The following is a 26,279-nucleotide window of genomic DNA, read 5'->3' as shown; positions in this document are numbered from 1 at the left end:
AGTCTAGGTCTGATCGACGCCGGCCCCGACGAGTTGGCTGCGATCTTGTCAGTGCGGCGTGACATTCTTTTCCTGTGAGTCGTCGAGAGTTCACCGACGCCGCGCCCGCGACGCAGTCCGCACCCTCGGCTGCAGCGTCGTCCGGGTCCCGGTCGATCGGTTCCGCAGAGGTGGTGGCACGCGCCCAGCGCTTCCCCCGGTTGCGGTACATGGGCTCCAAGTACAGGCTTGTCCCCCACCTCGAGCGCACCTTCGCCGAGATCGGCGGAACCACCGCTGTCGACGCGTTCTCCGGGTCGGGAGTGGTGTCGTATCTGCTCAAGGCGCAGGGTTTCTCCGTTGCGAGCAACGACTTTCTGAACTTTCCGAACATCATCGCCCGCGCGACGGTCGCGAATTCGTCGGTGCGGCTCGAGCCCGAGTTGGTCGACGAGATCTGCGGACCACCCCTCGACGACCGCGACTTCATCCGCAGCACGTTCGACGGCCTCTACTTCGACGCCGCCGACCGCGCCTTCCTCGATTCCGCGTGGTCACACATCGCGCGGCTGCGTGGGTATCGACGCGACCTCGCCATCTCCGCTCTCGTCCTCTCCGCAGCACGTAAGCAGCCACGCGGCGTCTTCACGTTCACCGACTCCACCCGCTACGCCGACGGCCGCCGCGACCTGCGCATGTCGCTGCGCGACCACTTCCGGCTGCGCGCGGCGTCGGAGTACAACTCGACAGTCTTCAGCAACGGACGCAAACATCGCAGCAGTTGCGGCGACGTCTTCGACCTCGACGTCACACCACTGTTCGACGCCGCACCCGACCTCGTCTACCTCGACCCTCCCTATGCTCCGCCCACCGACGACAACGACTACATCAAGCGCTACCACTTCCTCGAAGGCCTCTCGGTCTACTGGGAGGGCATGAGCATCATGGAGAACACCAAGACCAAGAAGTTGCCGAAGCGGTTCACCCCGTTCGCCTACAAGCGAACCATCGACGACGCTCTGGTCCGCACATTCGAGCACTTCGGAGACGCCGGCGCGATCGTGCTGTCCTATTCGTCAAACGCCCTGCCCGGCGCCGACCGCATCGTCGACCTGCTGGGCAAGGTCAAGCCGTCGGTCGAGGTCATCGCGATCGACCACAAGTACAGCTTCGGCACCCACGCCGCCGCGACCCGTCGCGACGTGAGCGAGTTCCTGTTCATCGGTCGAGACTGAATATCGTTGAGGCACACTACCTTTGACACACACAGAGATCGACGACGATGAGTGACGCGGGAGAGTTCGACGACTATCTGTCGACGCTGGGCCGGCTGACCGCTCATGTCGACCCGACGGCGTCGACCCCTGATGCGGAGAAGATCGTCGACGCCGTCGAGACGCTGACCGAGGTACTCGACACCGACCTCACGGGACTCGCCGTCTGGGCGCGCGATCACGCCGACGAAGACAGCATCCTGCGGCTGGCCGTCGGCCTCTCGCAGGAGAAGTTGCGCAACAACCTGAGGCACGAGTTCGGGACGTCGTCGTGGCAGAAGGTTGCGCGCACACAACCGTACGAGTTGGTCAGTTGGATGGACCGAGAGTTCGACCTGGTCCGAATGCTGCGAGTACAGATGGCACGGACGTACACATTTGCCGACATCCTCGTCGCGCGGTCGGGTACTCGCGCGACGGCCACACGTGCGGGAGCGTCGGGCAGACACATCGAAGACGAGATCGAGGCGATTGCCCGCGATCTCGGACTCCCCTACGTGACCCGCTCCCGATTCTCCGGCCGAGGCGGGCGCGACGCACCCGCCGACCTGATCGTCGGACACGAGGGAGCCGCTGACATCGTCGTCGCCGCAAAGGGTTTCGACTCGACCGGCAGCAAGCTGACCGACGCCGTGCGCGAGATCGAGGAGATGGCCGAAGTCCGGCTTCCGCGCCAGGTGGTCCTGGCGGTCATCGACGGAATCGGCTGGAAGTCGAGGCAGTCCGACCTCCGTCGCATCCACCAACTGTGGGCCGACCGCCAGATCGACGGAATGTACACGCTCGCAACGCTCGACACATTCCGCGACGACCTCGCCGAGTTCGCGCGGCTGCACCGGCTGGTCTGACGCCCTCGGCACGCTCGAGCGCCCAGTCGACGCGCGGCTCAGGCCGCGAGCCGGGGTAGGCGCACCCAGAAGCGTGCGCCCTGGCCGGGTGTCGACTCGACACCGACGCGGCCACCGTGAGCACCGACGAGAGCCGCCACTATCGAGAGGCCCAGCCCGCTGCCGCCGCCTTCACCGCGGTAGCGCGAGGAGTCGCCGCGGTAGAACCGCTCGAATACGTGCTCGAGTTCGCCGGCTTCGAGGCCCTGACCGGTGTCGGCGACGCTGATCACCACGTCGTCGACGGGCGTGCCGTCACTCCGAGTGCCGGAGCGGTCGACGGCGACTCCGACGGTGATCGACGCGTCCTTCGGTGTGTGCACCACCGCGTTGTTCACCAGATTGCGGATGACCTGCATCAGGCGCGGAGAGTCGCCCATGACCATCGGTGGCTCGTCGGACTCGCCGATCTCGAGCCGGATACTCCGCTCGGGTGCCGCGACGCGGGCCGACTGCACGGCGTCGGCGGCTAGCGACAACACGTCGACCGGCTCGGAGTTCAGCGGCCGGTGTGCGTCGAGACGCGCGAGCACCAGCAGATCCTCGACGAGCAGGGCCATTCGGCCTGCCTCGTCGTCGATGCGTGCAAGTGCGTCTCCGGTGTCGGGGAGCGCGCCGCTGCGCGACAACTCGGCGAACCCCTTGATGGAGGTCAGCGGTGTGCGTAGTTCGTGGGAGGCGTCGGCGACGAAACGTCGCATCTTCTCCTCGGATGCGCGCGCCTGTTCTTCGGAGGCCCTGGCCTGTTGCTCGGACGCGGCTGTCTTGGCGAACGCGTGCTGAATCTGGCCGAGCATGGTGTTCAGCGACGACGACAGGCTGCCGACCTCGGTGTTCGGCGCGGCGGACGGTACACGCATGTTGAGGTTGCCCGCCGCGATCGCATGCGCGGTCTCCTCGACGCGACGCAACGGCCGCAGCGAGGAGCGGACGAGTAGGTAGCTCAGCACCCCGATGACGAGGACGATCGCCGCACCGATCCCGAACTCGAGCCACTGCAGACGCGAGATGGTCTTGTTCACATCCTTCAGCGGGAGCGCGACGATCGACTGCCCCTCTGGACTCGACCGCTTGATCACCCGCCACTGCGGCCCGTTGCCGTCCGCGGAGTTGACCGTCACCGGTCCGTAGTCACCTTGGGGCAACTCGGAGATCGCGGGCTGGTCGTCGAAGTCATTGCTGGAGATCACCGTCCCGTTCGACAGCGTGTTCTCCACGAAGTAGGCCGACGGCGGCCTGCGCGGCCCAGGCGGAGGACCGGGCAGGTCGCTGACGTGCGTGCGCGGCTTGGCCCAGGTGTCGACGGCCGAGACGAGACCGGAGTCGGTGCGCGACATCAGGTCGCTCTTCATCGCCGACGTCACGGCGATCCCGGATACCAGCAGGCCAATGGCCATCAGCAGAACGGTCAGCGCAACCAACGAGATGCGCAGCGGTACACCGCGTTTCACACGGCCGACGACCGCACCGGACAGTCCGCCCACAGACTCGGCGTCCCGCGAAGCGGAGCGTGCCGCTGCAGAGTGCGGGTGCGTTGCCACCATCAGGTACGCGGCTCTCGCATCACGTAACCGACGCCGCGGAGCGTATGGATGAGCGGCTTCTCGCCGAAGTCGAGTTTGCGACGCAGGTACGAGACATACGATTCGACGACGTTCACCTCACCACCGAAGTCGTAGTTCCACACGTGGTCGAGAATACGAGGCTTCGACAGCACCGTGCCCGCGTTCACCATGAAGTAGCGGAGCAACGTGAACTCCGTCGGCGACAGCGAGACCAGCTTGCCGGCCTTCCAGACCTCGTGTGTCTCGTCGTCGAGTTCGATGTCGGCGAACGTGACCCGCGACGCCTCTTTGGCCCGCGCGTCGAATCCGCTGCGGCGCAACAACACCTGCAAGCGTGCGACGACTTCTTCAAGGCTGAACGGCTTGGTGACGTAGTCGTCTCCGCCGATCGTCAGGCCGTTGATCTTGTCCTCGACGCTGTCGCGCGCCGACAGGAACAGCGCGGGGGCGTCGACGCCGTCGGCGCGCAACCGGCGCAGCAGGCCGAATCCGTCCATGCCGGGCATCATCACGTCGAGGATGAGCACGTCGGGTTTGTAGGTTCGGCACCTGTCGATGGCCTCGGGGCCACCGGCGGCGACCTCGACGTCGTACCCCTGGAATTTCAACGACACCGAGAGCAGCTCGCGGATATTGGTCTCGTCGTCGACGACGAGCACTCGCGGCCCGGTTCCGGTGCCTTTGCTGATCAACTGGTGTGTTCCCTGACCCATCTCGTTCACAGATACACCTTCCCCCAGGATTCTGCCATCGATCTGGAGACAGGCTGGCAGTTCCCTGTGAGCGATGACCTGCACGTTCAGACGCATCCACCCCGCGCCCGAGCGCCGAGCGGCCTGAGCTTTCGCCTACGCCTCGCCGTAGAGGCGCGCGATATCGGCCGAACCAGCCCACCCCGAGTACGTCGGGCGTTGCGGCCAGCCGTCGGGCACGTCCTGCCACTCCTCCTGCCTGCCCCACGGCAGGATGTCGAGGAGCGAGAAGCTATGACCGAGTTGCTCGGTGCCGCGACCGGCGGTGTGCCAGGTCCGGAAGACCCGTTGCCCGTCGCGGAGGAAGACGTTGACGGCGAAGCCCTCGCCTGGTGCCGCGTCGACCTCGGTGCCGAAGGTCGTGCCCGCCGCCGAGTACCAGTCCATCTGATTGCCGACCCGCCGCTTGTAGTTCAGCGCCTCGTCGATCGGTCCGTTGGTGACGATCACGAAACGCGCATCGTAGTTGTCCAAGAAGTCCAGTCGGGTGAACTGCGAGGTGTACCCGGTGCAACCGCCGCATTGAAAGGTGGCGCCGTCGGTCCACATGTGGTTGTAGACGATCAACTGTGAGCGACCATCGAAGATGTCCGAGAGCGCGATCGGCCCGTCCGGACCGGTAAGCGTGTGATCGGCGACCTCGACCATCGGCATTCGACGACGCTGTGCCGCGATCGCATCGAGTTCACGAGTTGCCGCCTTCTCGCGGGTGCGCAGTTCGTCCAGCTCGCGACGCCAGGTGTCGGCGTCGACGACGGGTGGGAGTGCTTCAGACATGGGTTCCCCTGTTCTCGAATTTCAGCCGAGTTCGGCCGAGCAGAAGCCCGGTCACAGAGACGGACCACCGCGGCCGGGAAAACTCATCGTCACGCCCGCGCACGACCCGTGTGCCCATGGAGTACGTACACAATCCGGTCGTCAGCGGGGCGCCGCGACAATTATTGTCGTAGCCTCGCGCTGACGACCGGATTATGTACGCAGTTGTCGCGCTCGGCCTCCTCGCCGCGTTCACACCCCTGCGGACTCCATCGCCTCGATGCCGAGAAGCAGCGCCGACAACCCGAAGTCGCGGGCGGCATCGGCGTTCTCGGCCGCCCCGGTCGCTTGCCCCGCGGCCGTGCCGATACGGGATGCCAGCGGATAACGTTCGTCGACGCCGAGTTTCGCCAGCTGCGCACCCTCGCGCTCCCACCACTGCTCGGGGGTCTCTTCTCGCCTCTCCGCGATCGCATGATGCAGCGAACGAGCCGACGCGCGAACGAAGTTCAGTACCAGTTGCAGCGCAGCATCTTTCGCCGCGTCGCTCAGCTCGAGCGATTCGACGGCGCGCAGTTCTCGCTCGTACTTGCCGAGGGTTCCCGGTCCGAGAATCGCGCGTTCGGACTCGACATCGACCAGCCACGGGTGGCGGTCGAAGAGGTTCAGATTGTCGGCCGCGACCTGTCGTAGTCGCGACTGCCATGTTCCGGTCAGCACAGAATGCGTCATGTCGGCGCGACACTGGTCGACCATGAGCTCGACGAGCTGCTCGCGATTGTCGACGTAGGAGTACAGCGACATCACCGGTGCGCCCAGCTCCTGCGCGACGTCACGAAGGGTGAATCGCGACCCGATTCGGTCGGCAACCACGATCGCCGAGTCCACGACAGCGTCCGCCGTGAACCGCGGCGGCCTCCCCTGCCGCGCAGGCAGCGGCACCACCTTGCGCCACAGCAGTTCGATGGTGCTCACCAGTACATCTCCCGTTCCTTGACTTTTCGTACACTATACGGATACTGGATCTCGTACTCCATACGAGAAAGGCTCTCATGCCCATTACCGCCACCGCTGTTTCCCTCAACGTGCCCGACCCAGAGGCGTCGGCCGCCTTTCTATTCCGCCACGTCGGCTACACCGTCGCCATGCAGGCCGACGGCTTCATCTCACTCGCCGCACCGGATGATGCGCCGACGGGGACACCGAACGTCATCTTCCTCGAGACCGGTCTGGGGACCTTCAAGCCCGCACATCGCGCAGGGAGCGCGGGAGATGGACTACTCCTGACATTCGTGGTCGACGACGTCGACAGCGTCTTCAGCACCGTCCGCGATGCGGGCGCACAGGTGGTGACCGAACCCGAGACCGAACCCTGGGGCGAGCGCTACTTCCAGATCGAGGACCCGAACGGCATCATCGTGCAGTTCGTCGAGTGGGTGTAGTTCGAGAAGTACTCATCGAGGCGCCCCGCGCATGAACGGCGCCGGATATGCGGGCCGCGGGTTCTCGTCGCCGAGCCATTCGGCCAGCGTGTCCGCCCGCGACGTCAGTGCTCGTGTCGCGGCACGGGGAAGCCGCTCGAAGGGATGAATCTGCACCGATCCGTCCGGCTGGCGCGACCAACCTCCGACGATCCGACCGTCCCACCACGCGCTTTGCCCGCCGTTGCCGTTCGAATCGAAGACGTGCGCGCCGTGTTCACCGAGATAGAAGTCGCGCTGCTTGTGGCCCATCGTGGTCGGGTCGAGTTCGGGGAGCAGCACCGCCTGCGGTTCGACGGCGCCGACTTCTTCGGTGTCGTCGGCGTGCACGTAGCCGACCGATCCGTCGTCGAGCTCGACCTCGACGACCTCGAGCTGCGTAAGGGCTTGACGTACAGCACTTTTGGTACTGCCGAACCACCAGACGAGATCGGTCTCGGTGCCGGGACCGAAGGCTCGCAGCCACCGGTCGATCATCCTGACGTGGCCGGTCGCGACGTCCGGTGGATCGAGGGGGCCGCCGAGCCACTGCTCCATCCCGACCCACAGCGGTTTGGACCGATGCCAGGGAGCGTCATTGGGGCCGCGGACGATGTCGCCGGCCGCGCTCATCATGTTCAGCACTCGCGGCGCCATCGGAATCGTTCCGCCCCACGACTTCCCCGTACCGACAGTCACCCGACCGTCGAGTTCAGGTAGCGCGTCACGCAATTGGGCTGTACTGCGCGGGATGCCGTCGGACTCCAACCGCGCCACCGCCGCCCGTGCCGTGTCGATCCAGCCTTCGGGGTCGGGAAAGTCGCTGCTGCGCCGCAGGTCTCGCAGCATGTTGGTACGCTCCGACGCCGCAACGCGCGGGCCGACAGCGCCGACGGCGTCGCGCAGGGTCTCCCTCGGAAACACGAACATGGTGCGGCGCATGGCAAGTTGTCGAACCAGGCTGCGGTCGTCGTAGAGCGCGGCGTCGAGGTCGGCGGGCACGAAGTCGGGCATCCGCGCCCACGTCGATAGGTAGACCGTCGACCAGGTGGTTGCGTGTAGCCCGACCATCGACTCGGCAACGTCGACGGGCGTCGCGGCCGCGGAGTCGTCGGCGAGTCGGTGCCTGCACATCAGGCGAGCGCGACGCTCGGCGTCGGAGATGTGTGGCCGGAGCGCAGAGCTCATCGAGCCGCGATCACGCGGGAAGTGCAGCGACAGCGTCGATTTCGACGACCTGCTCGTCGTACGGCAACACCGTGACGCCCACCATCATGGCCGGCGGAACCGACTCGCCGAGTTCTGCGACGACCGCCTCCCACGCGACGGCGAGGTCGGCTTGCAGATGCTCGGCGACATAGATCGTCAGCTTGGCGAGATCAGCGGGTGTCGCGCCGCGCTCGGCCAGCAGCGCCGACAGGTTCTGCAGGCACCGACGCGTCTGCCCGACAACGTCGTTGGCCGCGACAACGACCCCCCCTTCGTCGAGCGGCGAGATTCCCGCGGTGAACAGCAGCGGTCCCGCGCTCACTGTTGCGCTGTAGGGGAAACCGCCGTCGTGCAGAACCGACGAGCCGTTGAGCGTGATTCGGGTCATGCTCCGATCGTAGGCCTCGACACCACTCGCCAGCCGGGGTTGGTGAGATGCGTGGCGTTGGCCGGCCGGCTTCGACACGGCAACTCGCTGCGCTCGCGGCCGGCTCAACCAGCGGGGCGGTGACTGGTCAGCTTTTCAGCCGCGCGTCGAGCCAGTCGATCGTCTGCATCCCGAAGAGGTCGGTGCCCCAGCCGTACATGTTGGTCAAGAAGTGCAGCATGCTGCAGTCCGTCGGCTGGTAGTCGACGCGGGTGCCGCCTGCGCGGTAGGTCGCGGCGAGCTTGCGCGAATCCGCGGCGGGCACCAGCGACATCGGCGAGTCGTCCTTGGCGCAGGAGGCGATGAGCACCGGCGATTTCGGCGACTGCGTGCCGAGCATGTTGTCGCGGTAGACGTGCTGGAACTCAGGGATATCGGCGGGACTCTTGCCGCCCTTGAACAGCGTGCGCAGCGGCAGGAACGGAGTGCCGAAGTACGCGGGCGTCTGACATTGCGTGCGGAACACGTCGGCGAGCGCCTTACCCGCGGGCGTCAGCTTGTCGTCGATCTTCATCTCCGGATACCGCGGCTCGAGTCCGAGCAGCGTCGCGAACGCGAAGCCCGAACCGACCGAGCCGTCGGACGTGCGGATGAAGTTGCGCTGGTTGACCACCATGCCCTCGAGCACGGTGCCCTTGATGTGCAGTTCGGGTGCATAGGCAGCGGCCTTCTCGGCACCGAATGCCGCTCCGACGCCGCCGCCTGCGATACCGAAGATCGCTTTTGGCGCGTCCTTCGACAGCTTCGTCGGACGATGCGCGAGCGCAGCGCGCATTCCGTCGAGCAGCGCATTTCCGCCGAACTTGCCCGCGAAGACGCCGTGCGGCTTGGGATCACCGTCGTTGCCGACATCGCTGATCATCACCGCGTAGCCCTTGCCGAACATCTGCGCGAGCGGTCCGAGCGCCGACCACGACGCGCCGTCGAGCGGATCGCCACCGGTCCACATCGTCGACGGGTGGCAGTACGCACCGACGCTGTCGTTGGCGAACTGATAGCCGACGAGCGGCCGGGTGGCGTTGTCGCGGCCATCGACCGGCACCATCAGGATCCCGGTGCTGATCTCGGGCTCGTCGTGCAGGCCGCGCGTGACGTACATCAGCTTGTAGGCGTCGAGGTTGCCTGGCCGGAAGCCGGTGAACTGGACGTCGACCTTCTTGGCTTTGAGCACCGTGCCGGGCTTCTCGTCGCCGCGCAGGCGCGGTTCGGCGTAGAACGGGTCCCCAGAGGTGAGGGGCTTGATCACCTCGTCGGGACTTGCCAACCTGCCGTTGGTGAACGTGCCGACGACGTAGCCGTTGAAGACCTCACCCAGTCCCGGGGTGCGATTGGGTGGTGCCGCGTGGGCGGCGGGTGCCGACAGCACCGCTGCCGCGAGCGCAGCGACGGCGAGGACCACTCCGAGTGCGCCACGTCGTCGGTTGTGGCGCACCGTCTTTGGTGTGTAACTCACTGATAGGTCACCTTCGTCGTCTCCAGGGCGGACTGCAGCATGGGCGCGATGTTCCACATCGGGCGGTGGCTTTCCAGTTGCTGATCGTAGGGCTTGCGCAGCGTCGCTTCGAGCTCCGGCCAGTGGTTGTTGACCTGATCCTTGTACTTGGGCAACAGCTGATCGGTGATGTAGGCCCAGCGCTCGGGGTACACCGACCAGTTCCAATCCGGTAGCGGCACAGTCAGTGTCGCGCGCCGTCCATCCGGAGCGGTGCCGTGGACCTCGATGGAACGGAACGAGCGGGGCGGGATGACCCCGGCCACCGACGGCGAGCCCGCAACCGTGCTCGCATAGGTCATCGCCTCGCCGACATCGCCCTTGTAGGCGCGGGTCGCGTCCCACTGGTCCTTGATGACCTCACCCTGCTCACGCCGCAGCAGACGCGCGTTGCCTGCCGCGATCGCGTCGGGCTGTTTGGAGGCGATCTGCGCCCAGGCGTTCATGATCTCACCGTTGAACAGTCCTGCGCGGTTCATCTCCTCGAGTGCGGGCAGCCCGCCGACCACATAGGCACGGTGCATGGGCATGAGATCGGAGAAGATGTTCTTCTGCATCACCAGGATGTCGCCCTGGATCTTGCGCAGATCGTCGGCCGAGATGGTGGCTCCGACGCGTGCCAGTGCGCGCAGACCGCGCGGAAGCTTGTCGACGAATACCGGCCCGAGGGTCGTATTGGTCTGTCCGACAATCGCATTGGCAATAGGCTGCAGGCGGGCGAAGTCGTAGATGTTGGTCGCGAGCTCGAAGTCGAGGAGTCCACCGCCGAAGTCGGCGCCGACGAGCCCGCCCATGCCTGCCCACTGCAGTTCGCGGTGCGACAGTTGCAGATTCTCGTAGAAGCGGTACGAACGAACCAGATTCTGTCGATTGGCGCTCACACCCGCTCGCGGGTTCCACGACGCGAGATCGATGCCCGCGGCCTTCGTGGTGTCGGCGAGCCAGTACTGGAAGAGCAGCGCGCGATACGACGACGGCGCGATCGAGCGACTGCGCGCTTCGTCGAGTAGCGAGCGCAGCACCATCGGATCGGTGGGCAACGCGGGATTCACGCCACCCGGCCCGTTCGACGCGTCACGATTGACCAGCGGCAGGTTGAGAACACTGTCGAGACGATCACTCGCCGATGCGTGCGGCGTCGCCGCGACCGTTCCGACGAACCCGAGCGTGACAACCACCGCTGCGAGCAGAGATGTCCCCAAGAATCTGCGCATTGTTCCCCTCCACGTCATCCACTTCTTACTTGCAGGTAAGAAGAGTCTGAGACGCAAGGTTAATGCCGTCTCATTCGAGAACGCAAATCGGGTACATTCCGATAACGATCGCTCGCAAACCTGGACACGACTGCTCAGCGGAACCCGAGGACCTCGTCGCCCCAGGCTTCACGCAGCGGCCCGTCGAGATCGTCGACGACGCTGTCGTGAGCGTCGATGGCAAGCGTTGCCCGACGGTCCGTGGTGAACGTCGGCCACGTGCTCGCAGGCGAGTCGAGACCGGAGTTCGGGTCGCCGTCGCGGATGAACGAACCCCACCGCGCCTGCATGTCCGCGGCGATTCGCTCGCCGACCCGTCGACCTCCGAGCCAGAACTTGGCTTTGGTACCCGGATACGCGGCCGCGACGCGCTCGGCCGTGGGGATCGAGACCTCCGGGTACTCGGTCGCGATCGCGGTGAACATCTGCATGATCGCGGGCTCGGCGATGGGCATCAGTGGCGATTTCATGAACTTGAAGAGCGCGGCCTCGTCGCGATTGGTGCCGATGAGAAGTGGAATGGGCAGCGACTCGCCGTCGCGGTACACGTCGATCGGATGTCGCGGCACGAGATCGCCGTCGACCACCGGCGAGAAGGGGATGGTGCCCGGATGCGCGGCGGGCACCCCGGTGAACGCCTTCATCGTGGCGGCGACAACCTTGTCGGTGTCCAACGCCGCAAAACTGTCGATGTCGCCACAGGTGCCCCCGACGGCAGCAGTCAGCCTCTCGGCGACGTACGCGGCTCGTGCTCTGTCGTAGACCGAGGTCACCGGAGAGCTCTGCGCGACGGCGCGGTGGAAGAGTCCTCGTGCGAGCGGCATCGTCAACAGCGTCGTCACGATGCCGCCACCCGCCGACTCGCCCGCGACCGTCACGTTGTCCGGATCGCCGCCGAACGCGTCGATGGTGTCGGCCACCCAGCGCAGCGCGGTGAGGACGTCGCTGAGTGCCGCGTTGGTTTCGTATCGTCCACCGGCGGCGCTGTCGGAGACCCCGCCCGCACCAGAACCGCCTGCACCGAGATCGGCGAAGCCGAGCGCGCCGAGTCGGTAGTTCAGTGTCACCACCACGATGTTCTGCGTCGACGCGAGGTGGGCGCCGTCGTAGATGGGCTGTGTGCCTGCACCGAAAACGTATGCGCCACCGTGAATCCACACCATGACCGGCAGCCGCCGGTCATTTCCCGCCGCGCCCGCCGGCGCCCAGACGTTGAGGAACAGGCAGTCCTCACTCTTGATCGCGTCGGGTGACATCGGGACGCCCGGATTCACTTCCTGCGGCGCCGCAGCACCGAACGCGGTCGCGTCGACGGTTCCCGACTCCTGCTCGAGTGGCCGCGCGCGACGCCACCGGAGATCGCCCGTCGGCGGTGTGGCGTACCGGATGCCACGCCAGACGTCGACGTTGCCGGACGTCTGACCCCGATAGACCGTCTGGCCCGCCACTGCGTCGACTGCGCTGTTCACGCCGCAATGATAGGGGCGATCAGTGGTTCGGCCTGCTGGTTTGTGCCAAAGGATCATCCGACCCCACACTTACGCGGGACGTCGGATCAGGGGCCCCGGTGTGGGGGGATCAGGCGTCGCGAATACAACCTGAACGGGTGGAGCCCCCTGTCGGGATTGAACCGACGACCGCTCGCTTACAAGGCGAGTGCTCTACCACTGAGCTAAGGAGGCATGCGTGCGTGAGTATATCGGGCGCGCTGTCCGCCGCCTCACCGGGACGAGGCAGGCGACGATCGACACGATCGAACCGGGCAGCATCATGGTGGCGCCGCGCCGCCCGATCGACCGGTTCGACGTCGGCGCGATCACCGAGGTGCTCGACCTCGCGACAAAAATCGGTGCCGTGCTGCTCGACTCGGGAACCGGAGCGATAGACACCTCCTCGCAGATCCGGTTCGTCGCGAGCATCTACGGCGTCGAGGATGTGGACGTCGACGTCACGTACAACACGATCGTCGTCGTTGCTCGACGCGGCGCAACCCTTCCCCCGATCACGACGATGCAGACGGTGCACTACCGATCGCTCGACTTCACGCGCCTCGCGGCGGTCGACCGGTTGGTGCGTCGCATCAGGGACTCGGCGATCACGCCGTCGACGGCGCACCGGATCGTCGACCAGATCATCGCCGCCAAACACCCCTACCCCTACTGGGTCTCGACCTTCGCCTGGGGCCTGATGGCGTCGGGCATCTCGGTGCTCCTCGGCGGTGACGTCGTCGTCGCCGTCCTCGCCTGGCTCACCACCGTGGTCACCGTCTCCTTCAACCGCCGACTCAACAGGATCGGCACGCCGATCTTCTTCCAGCAGGTCGCGGGCGGATTCATCGCCGTCGTACCTGCCGCGCTCGTGTACGAACTCGGCGAGAAGACCGGGTGGCAAAGCCTGTCGATCACGCCGTCGCAGGTCATCGCCGCCGGGATCGTCGTGCTGTTGAGTGGACTCTCGCTGGTCGGTTCGGTGCAGGACGCCATCACCGGTGCGCCGATCACCGGTGTCGCCCGCTTCTTCGAACTGCTGCTCATGACCGGCGGCATCATCGCGGGCGTCGGTATCGGATTGCGCCTGATGAGCTCTGTCGGCATCTACCTCCCGACGATCACCTCGGCGACGGAGTTCGCTCCGGTCGACGTCCCCATTCGCGTCGCGGCAGGTGCCGTCGCGGCCTTCGCGTTCGCGCTCGCGAGCTATGCGGAACGTCGTGCGTTGCCCATCGCGTTCCTTGGCGGTCTCATCGGCGCAGGCGTCGCGGCAGCGGCAGCGTTCCTGCCGGTCGGCGACGTCATCGCCGCGGGTCTCGCCGCCACCTGCGTCGGCCTCGTCGGTGGCCTGCTGGCCCGCCGTGCGCTGGTTCCGCCGCTGGTCGTCGCGATCGCGGGCATCACTCCCCTGCTGCCCGGTCTCGCCGTCTACCGCGCGCTGTACGGCGTCCTCAACGACCAGACCCTGACCGGACTGACCTGGATGGCGGCAGCGCTCGGTGTCGGCTGCGCGCTGGCCGCGGGCGTCACGCTCGGCGAGTTCGTCGCGCGCACACTGCGCCGCCCGCGGCTGCCGGTGGCACCCGACTGGGCGCGTCGTCGCCGCGAGGCACGCGCCGCACGACGACGCTGGTGAGGTCATGAGGTCTTGTGAGTACTGGCCGTCGTCAGCGGGTAAGATCGGGGTGTTGCGCATGACACAACCTCGCGCAACAGCAAGCCGAGAGGACGAAATGCCCCCCAAGACCACTGACATCGCCGACGAAGAGCTGGAGCCGGTGGCCGACGAGACCGCCAGTTCCGCACGACGCGTCGTCGCAGCGTATGCCACCGACGCCGACGAGTGCCGGATACTGCTTGCCATGTTGGGGATCGCTCCGGGCGAGAACGCCTGAGTCGTGAACCCGGGATCCGAAGAGGTATCCGACCGTTCCGACACCGACGCATCCGCAACGTCCGGCGTGCACAACTCGGAGGCCACCTTCGGCGCACGCCCACCCGAGCCCGGCGAGCTCCAGCCCGGCGATCTCCATTCCCGCCCGTCCGGCGCGGGCGGCGATCCCGGCGGTTCTGAATTCGTCGTCGTAGCCAACCGACTGCCCGTCGACAAGGTGGTCGACGCCGACGGCAACGTCACCTGGAAACGCAGTCCCGGCGGTCTGGTGACGGCACTCGAGCCGATCCTGCGCAAGCACAAGGGCGGGTGGGTTGGATGGTCGGGCGCTGCCGAATCCGACTCCGAGGAAGCCGAAGTCGACGGCATCAGCATCCGCTCGGTCCCCCTCTCGGCCGAGGAGATCGCCGAGTACTACGAGGGTTTCTCCAACGCCACACTCTGGCCGCTCTACCACGACGTGATCGTCAAACCCGAGTACCACCGCGAGTGGTGGAACGCCTACGTCGAGATCAACCGCCGATTCGCGGAGGCGACGTCGAAAGCCGCTGCGCACGGGGCGATCGTGTGGGTGCAGGATTACCAGCTGCAGCTCGTCCCGAAGATGCTGCGCATGCTGCGACCCGATCTCCGCATCGGCTTCTTCTTGCACATCCCATTCCCCCCGGTCGAACTGTTCATGCAGTTGCCGTGGCGCACCGAGATCATCGAGGGCCTTCTCGGGGCCGACCTCATCGGGTTCCACCTGCCAGGTGGCGCTCAGAACTTTCTGTACCTCGCCCGGCGCCTCGCAGGCCAGGCCACGAGCAAGGGCACGGTCGGCGTGCGGTCGCGCTTCGGCGTGGTGCAGGTCGGGTTCCAGACGGTTCGCGTCGGCGCCTTCCCGATCTCGATCGACTCCGGAGATCTCGACACCCAGTCGAAGTCCAAGGACATCCGATCCCGCGCCCGGGAGATCCGCAAGGAACTCGGCAACCCCAAGACCATCCTGCTCGGCGTCGACCGACTCGACTACACCAAGGGCATCGACGTGCGTCTACGTGCGCTGTCGGAACTGCTCGACGAGGGTCGCATCGACCCACACGACATCGTCATGATCCAACTCGCGACCCCGAGCCGCGAACGCGTCGAGAGTTACGTCCGTATGCGAGCGGGGATCGAGCAGCTCGTCGGAAACATCAACGGACAGTACGGCGAAGTGGGCCATCCGGTGGTGGAGTATCTGAATCGATCGGTGCCCCGCAACGACCTGCTCGCCTACTACGTGGTGGCAGACGTCATGCTCGTGACGCCGTTGCGCGACGGGATGAACCTCGTCGCCAAGGAGTACGTCGCATGCCGCAGCGACCTGGGTGGCGCGTTGGTCCTGAGTGAATTCACCGGTGCCGCAGCAGAATTGCGCACCGCATATCAGGCAAACCCGTACGACCTCGACGGCGTGAAAGACGCCATCGTCGCAGCGATCGAGCAGACACAGGCCGAGGGCAAGCGTCGCATGCGGGCGCTCCGCAGGCAGGTACTCACCCACGACGTCGAGAAATGGGCGAAGAGCTTCCTCGACACCCTCACGTCGACGACGGAGACGACGTCGTCGGCCAATCGCGGAGTCCAGCTGGTCTCCAGCGGCGGCTCCGACGACACCGATCGTGGAGACGAGAATTCGTGAGCGACACGGGAATTCCCGACGACCTGCGTGATGCGGTAGCACGCACGGTCACCGTGTCCCGACTGTTGGTGTCGAGCGACTACGACGGCTGCATCGCGCCCATCGTGTCGCGTCCACAGGACGCCAAGCCCAACGAGGCGTCGATCTCGGCAATCCGCGCCGCGGGTGCACTGCGCGACACCGAGGCCGCGGTCATCTCGGGACGCTCGCTGCACGACCTTCGTGCGCTGTCGGGTCTCGACGACGACGCGGTCACCCTCGTCGGCAGCCACGGCACCGAGTTCACCACGGGGTTCGGCGAGCAGGTCACCGACGACGAGCGCGCCCTCCTCGATCGAATCGTCAAGGCGTTCAACGAGATCGCCGACACCCATCCGGGCACGACGGTCGAGGTGAAGCCGATCAGCGCCGCGCTGCACGTGCGCAATGCGGAACCCGACGTCGCCGACGACGCCCTGGCGCAGGCGCGGTCGGGGCCCGCATCGTGGCCTGGGGTTCAGGTGACCGAGGGCAAGATGGTCATCGAACTCGCGGTCATCGAGACGAGCAAAGGTCACGCACTCGACATATTGGAGACCCAGTTCGGTTCGGACGCAACGGTCTACATCGGCGACGACGTGACAGACGAGAAGGCGTTCGCGCACCTCACCGGCGAGCATGACATCAGCGTCAAGGTGGGCGACGGGGACACCGCCGCCCGCTACCGGATCGCCGACACCGACGACGTCGCAGCACTTCTCGAGCTCGTCGTCGAGTTGCGCAAGCAAGCCCTCTAGGCTCGGCTCACGCCGGCGCGGCGACCTGGTCGACCAGCGGGTCGTCGTGCGCGGAGCGTTTATCGGTTTCGCGGATCACCTTGTGGACAAAGCCGAGCTTGCGGACAACCGGGTGCGGGATGACGAACGGGTACAGCGGACGCGCGCCCATCGCCTGATTGACGCGATTGAACATGGTGCCCAACCACTTCCAGTCGTAGAGAAGACGTTCGATGGGTTGGTCGGCGTAGGACTCCAGCGGGATGATGTCGCGGTCCATCGCGAAACGCACCTGGTCGTTGTCGAGCCGAACGCCCGATTCCCGTGCGGTGTCGATGGTTCCGGTGATGTGCAGATAGTGGGCGAAACATTCCGCGAAGTCTTCCCACGGGTGCATCGTCGCGTACTCGGAGATGTAGGAGTCGGCCCAGTCGGCAGGCGCGCCGAACTTGTAGTGGCGGTCAATGGCGTCGCTGTAGCTCGCACGTTCGTCGCCGAAGAGTTCACGGCACTTCTCGAGGTATAGGTCGGCGCCCTCGCCGTTCTCGACGAGGATGCTCTCGTAGTAATGGCCAACCTCGTGCCGGAAGTGCCCGAGCATCGTCCGGTACGCCTCGCCCAGGTCGACGCGCAGCCGCTCGCGATAGGCGTCCAGGGTCTCGGAGAGGTCAATGGTGACGACGCCGTTCGCGTGTCCGATCGTCACCGGCCTACCGAGCGTCTGGCTCGACAGCAGGTCGAAAGCCAGCCCGCCGTCGGTGCGCCAGAACGGTTCGACGGGCAGGCCGAGGTCGACGAGTTGATAGACCAGCATGCGCAGGTCCGACAGCGCAGACGGCAGCTTCTCGCGACCGATCGGGTCGTCGGCGTCGGGGATCTTGCGCAGCAGCGAATCGGGGAAGCACCGACCGCGCATGCCCGCGTCCTCCTCGGAGAACTCGGCAGGGGTCATCCAGTTGCAACCGCTGTCCCAATTGACGCAGCGCACCCAGCGTTCGCCGTCGATGTCGACGCCGTCGTCGGAGGCGACGACCAGCGATCGACTCGGCAGATGGATACCGACCGTCGTGCCGCAGTTGGGGCATTGCTGTCCGAGAAAGCCCGACAGCGCATTACAGATGGGACATGTCAGTGCATGCATGGGTTCATCGTATGCTGATGCGCTCTTTGCCATCGTCAATGGGCAGCTCACCACGGACCGTCGCCATGACCTGGTAGTTGTCCAGCGAGATCGAGCCGTTGTGGTTGTCGAGGAAAGCGGTGTCGGCGGCGTCGCGACCGGTGGCGATACGCACGAGGCTCTGTCGTGGTGACAGCTTTGTCGCATCGACCACGACCCACTGCCCCTCGATCAGCGCCTCGGCGACAGCGTGGAAGTCCATCGGGTCGCATCCGGGCGCGTACACGGCGACCAATCGAGCGGGAATGTTCAACGCACGCAACAACGCGACGACGAGGTGCGCGTAGTCGCGGCAGACGCCCGCACCCGCGAGCAGGGTGTCGACGGCGCCGTCGATCGGGTCGCTCGCGCCGGGGATGTAGTCGAGGCGGTCTTCGACGAATGCGGTCACCTGGTCGAGCAGTTCACCCGCGGGAAGCGAGGCGTCGAACTGTCCGGCGGCGAACCCGAAGAACTTGTCGCACTCGGCATATCGACTGGGGCGCAGGTACATCGAGCGGTCCGTCGGAGCGACCGCCACCGGGTCTGCTGGCGCGGTCACGGCCGCGGTGTAGTTGACGGCGACGACACCCGACTCCACGTTCAGCCGGTGAATGCGCCCGCCGTGCGGATCGATGATCTCTTCCGGGGTGATCTCGTCGCCGTTGACCGCGACGACGAGCTTCTCGTCGAGTTCGAGGCCGGGCATCCTCGCCACGGCGATCTGCATCTCGAGTTCGGTCGGTGCGGTCACGGAGATCGACATGGTCGCGGAGACGTCACGCGGCAGCGTCAGGGGGGAGCTCGACATATCGCTCACTGTAAGGGCGAATTGCCCGCCACGTGTAATCGAAGGTCACACCTGCGCTGCGGCCTTCCGGGCCGCCTTCCGCCTGCGGGCCGTTCGACGCCGGAATTGCCACGTGCTCAGGCCGGTGAGGAACAGCAACAGTGGCGCCATGCCGAGGACGAACCAGAACACCCGCCACCACGCGTTCACGGAAACGCCATAGTGCAACGTCGGCTGCGCCCAGTCGTCGATGATGGTGTTGGACACCGTCTTCGACTCACCGTTGAACACCGCGATCTTCGCCGGATCGTGCCCATCGACGCCGACCTCACGATTCGCGTGATAGGTCGCGCTGTGCGCCCAGAGGTCGGGTCCGTCGGCGAGCATGTCGACGGAGTAGAAGCCGGTGGGGTCTGACGGCATGCCCACCCACGTGGCCTTCGCCCCGGGATAGCGCGCGGTCGCCGCGTCGATGGCCTGATCCACCGACATCATCGGACCGCTGCCGGTCGACGGCGGCATCGAGTAATTGTCCTCGGGAGGCGCGATGCCACCTGTTGCGGCATACCAGGTCTTCGCGACGCCCGGCGTCTCGAAGTTCATCCCGGTGAGTCCCCAGATCAGCAGCGGGATCGCCGCGACGATGCCGATGATGTTGTGCAGGTCATAGTCGCGCGCGAAGCGCCCCTTGCCGATTCGCACCCGGAAGCGGCTGCGAAGACGGCGAAATCCTGGCCACCAGATGATCACTCCGGAGATCGCGAGGAACACCAGGAGCAGCCCCGTGAGCGCCAGAATGACTGCACCCCAGGTCATTCCGGATACATACCAGCCCGAGTTGGCGATCGGCGAAGGCTTCGCGAGCCACGACACGTAACCCGGGTAGTCCTCACAGGTCAGTGCGCAGTCGTGCAGATTGACCAGGAAGCCCAATACACCGCCGTTGAGATCGCCGTGCGCGTTCACCTTTCCGGTGCCCGCATCGACGAACCAGGTGCCCGCTCCCGGCTGCGACGAGGAGACGAAGTAGACGCCGTCCTTGAGCGAGATGTACGCGGCGTCGAAAGCCGGGTCGGCTTTCTTGACGCTCGCGATCGCCGCGCCGAACGTCACCGGATTGTCGGTCGGTGTCGATGTGAGCTTGTCCGCGTTGGTTATTCGCGTCAGCTCCGGGGCGTACACGAGTATCGCGCCCGAGGTGCAGATGACGACCAGGATGGCTCCGAGGACGATCGACAGCCACCGATGGGTCACGATGAACGTCGTGGTAAGCGGCTTGCGCGCCGCCTTGCGCTTGACCTTTTTCTTGCCGCCCACAGGCCTTGGCGTCGCGGAGGCTTCGACCGATTTGTCCGCTTCGCGGATTTTCGTTGCGGGACTGTCGGATTCGCGAATTTCCGACGTTGGCGATTCGTCAGCAGAATCGGTCGTCGTCGGTGCGCCACTGTCCATTTGCGAAGGCTAGCATGCCCTAACTTAGCGTCGTGGCGGGTTGTTCGCCTACGCGAGCGAGGCGACCGGATCTGCGTATATCACGCTGAGCGCCACCACGATTGCCGCACCCTCGGGCACCGTGACCCCGAACAGGGACGGCGTGAGTTCCATCGGCCAGTCGGTTTTCGACGCGGCGTCGAACGCCGCCTGCACCGGCGCGAGGCCGTGCGGATGCGCGGCGAAGGCGTCTCCTGCGACGACGACCGAATCCGGGTTGAGCGCATCACGGAACGTCGCGACAACCTCACCGAGGATCCGTGCGCGTTCGTCGACGATCGGTGATGCGTCCGGTGAGATCCCCAGACGCTTGGCCGCACGCAGCGTCGGCTCGCTGCCGATGACGTCGGACAGTGTCGCGCCACTCCCTGGACACAGCACTGGGGCGTCGACCCGCACGTGCGCGATGCTGCCCGCGCCGCGTGCCGGGATGTGGACACGACCATTGAGCGTCATGGCCATGCCGGTGGTCTCGCGCGCATAGAAGAACAGGCCCGACGCGGCGTCGATGATCGTCTGGCCGAGCAGCAGTTCGGCCGCGGCCATGGCCTCGACGTGTTCGCAGACCGAGACCGGCACATCCAGTGCGTCTGCCAGCGCCGGCCCGAGTTGCGCGCGATGCCACCCGAGGATCGGATGGTCGACAGTGCCCGACGCCGCGTCGACCGAACCGCCGACCGCCGCGCCACCCCAGAGCAGGCGTCGCCCCGAGAACCGGTCGGCGAGTTCGCGGAGTTGCCCGCAGAGTTCGGCGAGCGCGGCGTCGGCGTCGCCGCGCGGGGTCAGCACCGCATGGCTGTAGAGGGGTCGCCCACCCAGATCCACGATGGTTAAAAGGGTGCGGCGTGCGCCGATGTGCATGCCGGCCGCGCACAGCGTGTCGCGGTCGAGGGTGAGCGGATTCTTGGGGCGCCCGATGCTGCCGGGGCTGACGAGGTCTGGCCTCTCGGTGACCAAACCCTGACCCGCGAGTGCCGTGACCTGGCGATTGATGGTTGCCGGGGACAGTCCCGTGACGTCGGCAAGTCGGTCACGGGTGATGGGTGCGCCGACCCGGATCGCGTGCAGCACGGCTGCTGCAGGCGTCGAGCCGATCTGCAGTGTCGCCGGGACGACTCCACGCAACATGCGCTGAATGTAGCAGCGCGGTCGTGGCCGGACTCGGCAGCCCACGCAGCGACATCGGTCGAGGTACTCGGACTCGATAAAGTGAAGCCCATGACCACACCCTCCGACGCTCCGACCGGCCAGACCTCGCCCGCCGACGACACCACCGCAGCGCACATCGACAACGCGAAGGTCGCCGTGGTGACCGGAGCGAGTTCAGGTATCGGCGAAGCCATCGCGCGCACCCTCGCGGCGCAGGGCTACCACGTGGTGGTCGGTGCGCGGCGCGTCGATCGCATCACCGAGCTCGCGGCCGAAATCGGCGGCACCGGAAGACAACTCGACATCACAGACGATGAGTCGGTCGCCCGATTCGTCGACGGCCTCGACCGCGTCGACCTCCTCGTCAACAACGCGGGAGGCGCCAAGGGACTCGACCCGGTCGCGTCGGCGAACCTCGACGACTGGCGCTGGATGTGGGAGACCAACGTCCTCGGCACGCTGCGGGTCACCAAAGCCCTGCTGCCCGCACTCGAGGCGTCAGGCGACGGTCTGATCGTCACGATCACCTCCACCGCAGCGCTCGAGGTCTACGACAACGGCGCGGGCTACACCTCGGCCAAGCACGCCGAGGGCGTGCTGCACCGCACGCTGCGTTTCGAGTTGCTGGGCAAGCCGATCCGACTCACCGAGATCTGCCCGGGGATGGTCGAAACCGACTTCTCGCTGGTGCGTTTCGGCGGCGACAAGGAGCGCGCCGACGCCGTCTACTCGGGAGTGACCCCACTGACCGCCGACGACATCGCCGAGGTCGTCGGATTCGTCGCCTCCCGACCGCCGCACGTCGACCTCGACCAGATCGTCATCCGGCCGCGCGATCAGGCATCGTCGCGGCGCAATGTTCGCACCGGGTAGGGCGGGGATCCTTTAGTTGGGCGCGCCCACGGACGTTGGGGCGCCCTTGGGTGTCGCGGGAGCCGACGCCGTGCGCGGCTCACCCTTGATGGCCGACATCGACTTCCACGTCGGCCAGTCGTAGGTCCAGTCGAAGATGTCGCCGTCGGCTTCCGACAGGTCGATCCGCGTGCCGGTCACCTCGACCGGATCGCCGAAGATCGCGGTGTTGAAATACTGCTGCGCGTTCTCGAGCGAGAGGTTGATGCACCCGTTGGTGACGTTCGACGCCCCTTGCACGCCAACGGTTTCCGGGTTGGCGTGAATGAACTCGCCATTGTTGGAGATGCGGACGGCCCAACGCTCGTGGACGTTGAAGTACCCCGCGGCCGGATTGCTCATGTAGAAGTCTTCGTGCTTCTCGCTGACCACGTGGATGCCCGAGCGCGTGACGTTGCGGTCGACGTCGCCCTGCCCGTAACTACACGGAAGCGTCATGAGGGTCGCGCCGTCGCGCACGACGACGATCTGGTGACTCCCCGCGTCGGCCTTGACGATCTGCGACCGTCCGACCACGTAGTCGCTGGTGACGTCGGCCGCGCCGTAGGCGCCGTCGCCGTGGTCGAGGCCGTACAGCTTGGCCGACATGTGGATCTTGGTGCCGGGAGCCATGTACTCCTTGGAACGCCAGTGCACGCGCGAGCCGTTGTCCTCGCCGAGCCAGGCCCACGCGCCCTCGGTGGGCGGCTCCGTCGTCAGCGTGAGCGCCTTCTCGACAGCTTCTTTGTTGTCGACGGTGCCGTCGAACTTCAGGATGAGCGGCGCGGCAATGCCCACTTCCTGGCCGTCGGCGATATTGACGACGACGTTGAGCTGCGTCTTCGGGTCCAGTGTGGTGAACTTGCCCTCAACCGGAGTGCTCATCCGGTCGTACCCGGTCGCACTGCCCTGCCACGTGTAGGTGGTGCCGTATCCGAGCGGCTCGGTGACGGTGAAGGTCGTGCGGTCGTCGGACATGGTGCCCGGGATGGCCTTGCCGGACGGGTTGAGGAGCTTGACGTCGGGGTTAAGGACCCCATCAATGGCCTTGACCTCGACCTTTGTGGTCGGGTTCGGCGCAGCCTCGTCGGTCAGCGACGGCGTGAACTCCACGCGGGCCGTCGGCTTCTTGGGACCGCTCGCCGCTTGGGTGTCGCTCGACTTACCGCACGCCGCGAGCACAACTGCCGCAAGGGTCGCCAATCCACCGGTGGCGAGCACCGTGCGGCGACTGGGCATTACATTCTCGGACATCGAATACACAATAGCGATCGCATATGAGGGAGCGCCGTCGAAGACCTGTGAGGAACCTTCGACTCACTTCGCTCCGGCACCCTTTTTCGTCGACCACGCCTGACGCACAGGCCCGAGGTGGGCACGCTCACCGTCGTGGTCGAAGATCGACAAGATCTCGACGGCACCGTCGCGTGCCCGAATCGCGTGCGGGATCATCGTTGCGAATTCAGCTGCCTGACCTGCAGGAACCAAGATCACACGGTCGCCGAGCCACAGTTCGACGGTCCCCGAGAGCACGGTGAACCACTCGCGCCCGGGATGCACCCCGAGGTTCTTGGGGTCGACGGGCGCTCCCGGGACGATCCTCATCTTGGCGACCGACACCCCGCCCGGCGTGTCCGAACCGGACAGCGGCCACACGGTCACGCCTTCGCTGTCGTGCGGCTGCGGCCGGATCACCACGTCCTCGTCGGATGCAGGCTCGACGAGTTGGTCGACGGACGTGCCGAGTGCGCGCGCGATGGCCACGATCTGGTCGAGGGCGACGCGTCGACCCCCGGTCTCGATCCTGCTCAATGTGGACGGACTCATCTCACAGCGCGACGCCAGCGAGTCGAGCGTCCAGCCTTTTGCGAGTCGGAGGCCGCGGATGCGCTGCCGGACCACATCATCGAGTTCTTGCTCCATACGCAAGATGGTATGCCTTAAACGCACAGGCTGGCTAACCTCGGAGCCATGGGACACGATTCACACCCGCACCGGCACGGCCACGAACACCAGCACGAGCATGGACATCAGCACGAGCACCAGGGCGAGGACATGGTCGAGATGCTCGAACTCGACGCCGCCGTCATGGGCTCATACCTCGACAAGGCAACCGACCGAATCCGCGCGGCACTCGGGCGTGAGCCGTCGGTGATCGTCGACGTCGGCGCAGGCACGGGTGTCGGGGTTCGCGCCCTCGCACGCGCATTTCCGACCGCGGAGATCATCGGCGTCGACGCTTCTCCCAAGATGACCGCCCACATCGACGCGGCGGGCCACCCGAGCGTGCGTACCGCGATCGCCGACCTCGACAACGGCTGGCCGGCAGCGCTCCCCGACGCCGACGTCATCTGGGCGTCGTCATCGCTGCATCACATCGCCGATCCCGACGCCTTCCTCCGCACCGCGGCCGCGCATCTTCGGCCGGGCGGAGTACTCGCCATCATCGAGATGACCTCTCCCCCACTGTTTCTGCCGAACGACGATCCGCTCGAAGAACGCATCGTCGCGGCGATGAGCACCCACGAGATGAACCCGTTCGCGGATTGGACGCAGGCGTTTTCACAGGCCGATCTCGACGTCGTCGAGGGCGTCGACCTGTCTGTGGAGATCTCCGAGATCACGCCGACGGTGCTCCGGTACGGCGCGTCGTGGCTGTCGCGGATACGAGCGGGCCTCGCCGACGACCTGATCGTCGACGACCTCGCCGCCATCGATGCGCTGGTGGACGCCGAGTCGCCGTCGTCGCTCGCCCGGCGCACCGACCTGAACGTACGCAGCGGCCGCAGGATGTGGATCACCAAGCCGCACCGCACAACCGACACAAATCTCTGAGAACGGAGACACTTTCATGCCACAGACATCGACTGTCACGTATGACACGCTCGTGATCGGCGGTGGCGCAACAGGTTTGGCTGCCGCCGTCGCGCTGGCCCGGTCGTTGCGCTCGGTCGCGGTCGTCGACGCGGGCAAGCCCCGCAACGCGCCCGCCGAGGGAGCACACAATCTCCTCGGCCGAGAAGGAGTCTCGCCGTTGCAGCTCGTCGCCATCGGTCGCGAAGAAGCGCAGTCCTATGGCGCACAGATCATCTCGGGAGAGGTGAAGTCGGTCACGCGCACAGAATTCGACCACGCAGAACCCTACGGAGACACCACCTTCGACGCAGCTCTGGTCGACGGAACGACGCTGCGCGCCCGCCGGTTGCTGCTGGCATCCGGACTCGTCGACGAACTACCGGACATCGTCGGCATCGAATCACTCTGGGGCACAGACGTATTGCACTGCCCCTTCTGCCACGGGTACGAGGTTCGTGGAAAGCGCATCGGAATCCTCGGTACGGGACCGGCCACGCCGCATCAGACACTGTTGTTCAGGCAGCTGAGTCCGCACATCACGGTGATTGATCACGGTATGCCGCCGCTGTCCGACGACGACCGCGCGATGTTCGACGCACTCGGCGTCGAGCACGCCGCAGGTCCGGTGGCCCGGCTGGACACGGATGCGTCGGGACATCTACGCGCCGCGGTCTTGGCCGACAGCAGCGAAGTGGAACTCGACGCGCTGGTCGTCGCACCGCGTTTCGTCGCGAGAACCGCACTGTACGAGTCGTTGGGCGGCGAACCGACCACGACGCCTGCGGGTGTGTTCATTCCGACGGAGATGGGCGGCCGGACCCCGCTCACGGGCGTGTGGGCCGCGGGGAACTGTGCCGATCCGATGGCCATGGTCGGCGCAGCGGCCGCAGCGGGCACGCAGGCCGGCGCGATGATCAACGCCGACCTCGCCGTGACCGATGCACGTAGGGCGGTCGGCAGCGCAGCCGCGTAGTCGTCGATCGTGCGGGCGTCGTCGAAGATTGGAGGCAGCACGCCGTCGACTGACCGGAGAATGTGTGTCGAATCGAAGGATGTGTGTGCTGCAGCGCCCACATCCTTCGAT

Annotated in this window: 25 protein-coding genes and 1 tRNA gene; 10 read left to right on the top strand and 16 right to left on the bottom strand. The window is 66.1% G+C overall.

Translation table 11 applies throughout. From position 1 onward, the window contains the following. Positions 1 to 74 precede the first annotated feature (74 nt). Complete coding sequence (locus A5777_RS19705; protein WP_231895125.1) at positions 75 to 1,214, top strand: DNA adenine methylase; 1,140 nt, start codon at positions 75 to 77, stop codon at positions 1,212 to 1,214. Positions 1,215 to 1,261: 47 nt separating this feature from the next. Beyond that, on the top strand, positions 1,262 to 2,101 hold the full coding sequence (locus tag A5777_RS19700) for a hypothetical protein (protein WP_005207421.1): 840 nt from the start codon (positions 1,262 to 1,264) through the stop codon (positions 2,099 to 2,101). A 38-nt stretch (positions 2,102 to 2,139) separates the two neighbouring features. Here A5777_RS19700 and A5777_RS19695 read toward each other — a convergent pair whose 3' ends face one another. The 4 genes from A5777_RS19695 to A5777_RS19680 form a co-directional block, all read right to left on the bottom strand. Continuing rightward, entirely contained in the window at positions 2,140 to 3,684 is a 1,545-nt protein-coding gene (locus tag A5777_RS19695) for a sensor histidine kinase (protein WP_156529433.1), read from the bottom strand. Continuing rightward, the gene (locus A5777_RS19690; RefSeq protein ID WP_039856290.1) at positions 3,684 to 4,418 is read right to left on the bottom strand and encodes a response regulator transcription factor; all 735 of its coding nucleotides are present in this window, start codon (positions 4,416 to 4,418) and stop codon (positions 3,684 to 3,686) included. Before A5777_RS19690 ends, A5777_RS19695 begins: the two co-directional genes overlap by 1 nt. A gap of 135 nt (positions 4,419 to 4,553) precedes the next feature. Then, on the bottom strand, positions 4,554 to 5,234 hold the full coding sequence (locus A5777_RS19685) for a DUF899 domain-containing protein (RefSeq protein ID WP_064863937.1): 681 nt from the start codon (positions 5,232 to 5,234) through the stop codon (positions 4,554 to 4,556). A 231-nt stretch (positions 5,235 to 5,465) separates the two neighbouring features. Next, the gene (locus A5777_RS19680) at positions 5,466 to 6,188 is read right to left on the bottom strand and encodes a TetR/AcrR family transcriptional regulator (RefSeq protein ID WP_064863936.1); all 723 of its coding nucleotides are present in this window, start codon (positions 6,186 to 6,188) and stop codon (positions 5,466 to 5,468) included. 77 nt (positions 6,189 to 6,265) lie between these two features. On the opposite strand from A5777_RS19680, the gene A5777_RS19675 reads away from it, so the two are divergent. Next, the gene (locus A5777_RS19675; protein ID WP_064863935.1) at positions 6,266 to 6,655 is read left to right on the top strand and encodes a VOC family protein; all 390 of its coding nucleotides are present in this window, start codon (positions 6,266 to 6,268) and stop codon (positions 6,653 to 6,655) included. 12 nt (positions 6,656 to 6,667) lie between these two features. Here the strand turns inward: A5777_RS19675 and A5777_RS19670 are convergent, their stop codons facing one another. The 6 genes from A5777_RS19670 to A5777_RS19645 all read right to left on the bottom strand — a co-directional run bounded on the left by A5777_RS19670 (position 6,668) and on the right by A5777_RS19645 (position 12,736). Then, positions 6,668 to 7,861, bottom strand: coding sequence for a winged helix DNA-binding domain-containing protein (locus A5777_RS19670; RefSeq protein WP_064863934.1), 1,194 nt, complete (start codon positions 7,859 to 7,861; stop codon positions 6,668 to 6,670). Positions 7,862 to 7,871: 10 nt separating this feature from the next. Continuing rightward, on the bottom strand, positions 7,872 to 8,270 hold the full coding sequence (locus A5777_RS19665) for a RidA family protein (RefSeq protein ID WP_064863933.1): 399 nt from the start codon (positions 8,268 to 8,270) through the stop codon (positions 7,872 to 7,874). Between the two features lie 127 nt (positions 8,271 to 8,397). Beyond that, the gene (locus tag A5777_RS19660) at positions 8,398 to 9,762 is read right to left on the bottom strand and encodes a lipase family protein (protein WP_064863932.1); all 1,365 of its coding nucleotides are present in this window, start codon (positions 9,760 to 9,762) and stop codon (positions 8,398 to 8,400) included. After that, positions 9,759 to 11,015 carry a hypothetical protein gene (locus A5777_RS19655; RefSeq protein WP_064863931.1) on the bottom strand — a complete coding sequence of 419 codons (1,257 nt, stop codon included), beginning with the start codon at positions 11,013 to 11,015 and terminating at the stop codon, positions 9,759 to 9,761. Before A5777_RS19655 ends, A5777_RS19660 begins: the two co-directional genes overlap by 4 nt. A gap of 134 nt (positions 11,016 to 11,149) precedes the next feature. Then, positions 11,150 to 12,523 (bottom strand): carboxylesterase/lipase family protein, encoded by a 1,374-nt coding sequence (locus A5777_RS19650; protein WP_064863930.1) that lies wholly within the window; start codon positions 12,521 to 12,523, stop codon positions 11,150 to 11,152. Between the two features lie 138 nt (positions 12,524 to 12,661). Next, positions 12,662 to 12,736: transfer RNA gene (locus A5777_RS19645), tRNA-Thr, on the bottom strand. A gap of 4 nt (positions 12,737 to 12,740) precedes the next feature. Here A5777_RS19645 and A5777_RS19640 point away from each other — a divergent pair. Genes A5777_RS19640 through otsB form a run of 4 tightly spaced genes read left to right on the top strand, consistent with a single transcriptional unit; the run spans position 12,741 to position 16,880 of the window. Continuing rightward, positions 12,741 to 14,180, top strand: coding sequence for a threonine/serine ThrE exporter family protein (locus A5777_RS19640; protein ID WP_064863929.1), 1,440 nt, complete (start codon positions 12,741 to 12,743; stop codon positions 14,178 to 14,180). A 58-nt stretch (positions 14,181 to 14,238) separates the two neighbouring features. Beyond that, positions 14,239 to 14,439 carry a hypothetical protein gene (locus tag A5777_RS24815; RefSeq protein WP_156529432.1) on the top strand — a complete coding sequence of 67 codons (201 nt, stop codon included), beginning with the start codon at positions 14,239 to 14,241 and terminating at the stop codon, positions 14,437 to 14,439. Positions 14,440 to 14,442: 3 nt separating this feature from the next. Then, complete coding sequence (locus A5777_RS19635) at positions 14,443 to 16,104, top strand: alpha,alpha-trehalose-phosphate synthase (UDP-forming) (RefSeq protein ID WP_082933764.1); 1,662 nt, start codon at positions 14,443 to 14,445, stop codon at positions 16,102 to 16,104. Next, positions 16,101 to 16,880 (top strand): trehalose-phosphatase, encoded by a 780-nt coding sequence (gene otsB, locus A5777_RS19630; protein WP_005209368.1) that lies wholly within the window; start codon positions 16,101 to 16,103, stop codon positions 16,878 to 16,880. Before A5777_RS19635 ends, otsB begins: the two co-directional genes overlap by 4 nt. 7 nt (positions 16,881 to 16,887) lie before the next feature. Here otsB and A5777_RS19625 read toward each other — a convergent pair whose 3' ends face one another. From A5777_RS19625 to A5777_RS19610, 4 genes are read right to left on the bottom strand one after another with little or no spacing between them, the layout of a single operon-like run. Continuing rightward, positions 16,888 to 18,000 (bottom strand): zinc-binding metallopeptidase family protein, encoded by a 1,113-nt coding sequence (locus A5777_RS19625; protein ID WP_005209370.1) that lies wholly within the window; start codon positions 17,998 to 18,000, stop codon positions 16,888 to 16,890. Between the two features lie 4 nt (positions 18,001 to 18,004). Beyond that, on the bottom strand, positions 18,005 to 18,829 hold the full coding sequence (locus A5777_RS19620; protein ID WP_005209372.1) for a transglutaminase-like domain-containing protein: 825 nt from the start codon (positions 18,827 to 18,829) through the stop codon (positions 18,005 to 18,007). 45 nt (positions 18,830 to 18,874) lie between these two features. After that, positions 18,875 to 20,260 (bottom strand): PepSY-associated TM helix domain-containing protein, encoded by a 1,386-nt coding sequence (locus A5777_RS19615; RefSeq protein ID WP_231895124.1) that lies wholly within the window; start codon positions 20,258 to 20,260, stop codon positions 18,875 to 18,877. Between the two features lie 48 nt (positions 20,261 to 20,308). Further along, positions 20,309 to 21,427 (bottom strand): ROK family transcriptional regulator, encoded by a 1,119-nt coding sequence (locus A5777_RS19610; RefSeq protein WP_005209374.1) that lies wholly within the window; start codon positions 21,425 to 21,427, stop codon positions 20,309 to 20,311. A gap of 90 nt (positions 21,428 to 21,517) precedes the next feature. On the opposite strand from A5777_RS19610, the gene A5777_RS19605 reads away from it, so the two are divergent. Next, positions 21,518 to 22,321 (top strand): SDR family NAD(P)-dependent oxidoreductase, encoded by an 804-nt coding sequence (locus A5777_RS19605; RefSeq protein ID WP_005209375.1) that lies wholly within the window; start codon positions 21,518 to 21,520, stop codon positions 22,319 to 22,321. A 12-nt stretch (positions 22,322 to 22,333) separates the two neighbouring features. On the opposite strand, the gene A5777_RS19600 is transcribed toward A5777_RS19605, so the two are convergent. Both A5777_RS19600 and A5777_RS19595 read right to left on the bottom strand, forming a co-directional pair. Beyond that, positions 22,334 to 23,578, bottom strand: coding sequence for a L,D-transpeptidase (locus A5777_RS19600; protein ID WP_156529434.1), 1,245 nt, complete (start codon positions 23,576 to 23,578; stop codon positions 22,334 to 22,336). 78 nt (positions 23,579 to 23,656) lie between these two features. Then, complete coding sequence (locus A5777_RS19595) at positions 23,657 to 24,262, bottom strand: helix-turn-helix domain-containing protein (protein WP_005209377.1); 606 nt, start codon at positions 24,260 to 24,262, stop codon at positions 23,657 to 23,659. Positions 24,263 to 24,310: 48 nt separating this feature from the next. On the opposite strand from A5777_RS19595, the gene A5777_RS19590 reads away from it, so the two are divergent. Continuing rightward, complete coding sequence (locus A5777_RS19590) at positions 24,311 to 25,174, top strand: class I SAM-dependent methyltransferase (RefSeq protein ID WP_051994160.1); 864 nt, start codon at positions 24,311 to 24,313, stop codon at positions 25,172 to 25,174. 16 nt (positions 25,175 to 25,190) lie between these two features. Continuing rightward, entirely contained in the window at positions 25,191 to 26,168 is a 978-nt protein-coding gene (locus A5777_RS19585; protein WP_005209379.1) for an NAD(P)/FAD-dependent oxidoreductase, read from the top strand. Positions 26,169 to 26,279: the final 111 nt, after the last annotated feature.

The organism is Gordonia sp. 852002-10350_SCH5691597 (assembly GCF_001665715.1).
Taxonomy (GTDB): Bacteria; Actinomycetota; Actinomycetes; order Mycobacteriales; family Mycobacteriaceae; genus Gordonia; species Gordonia sputi.
This window is presented reverse-complemented; position numbering and strand designations above follow the sequence as displayed.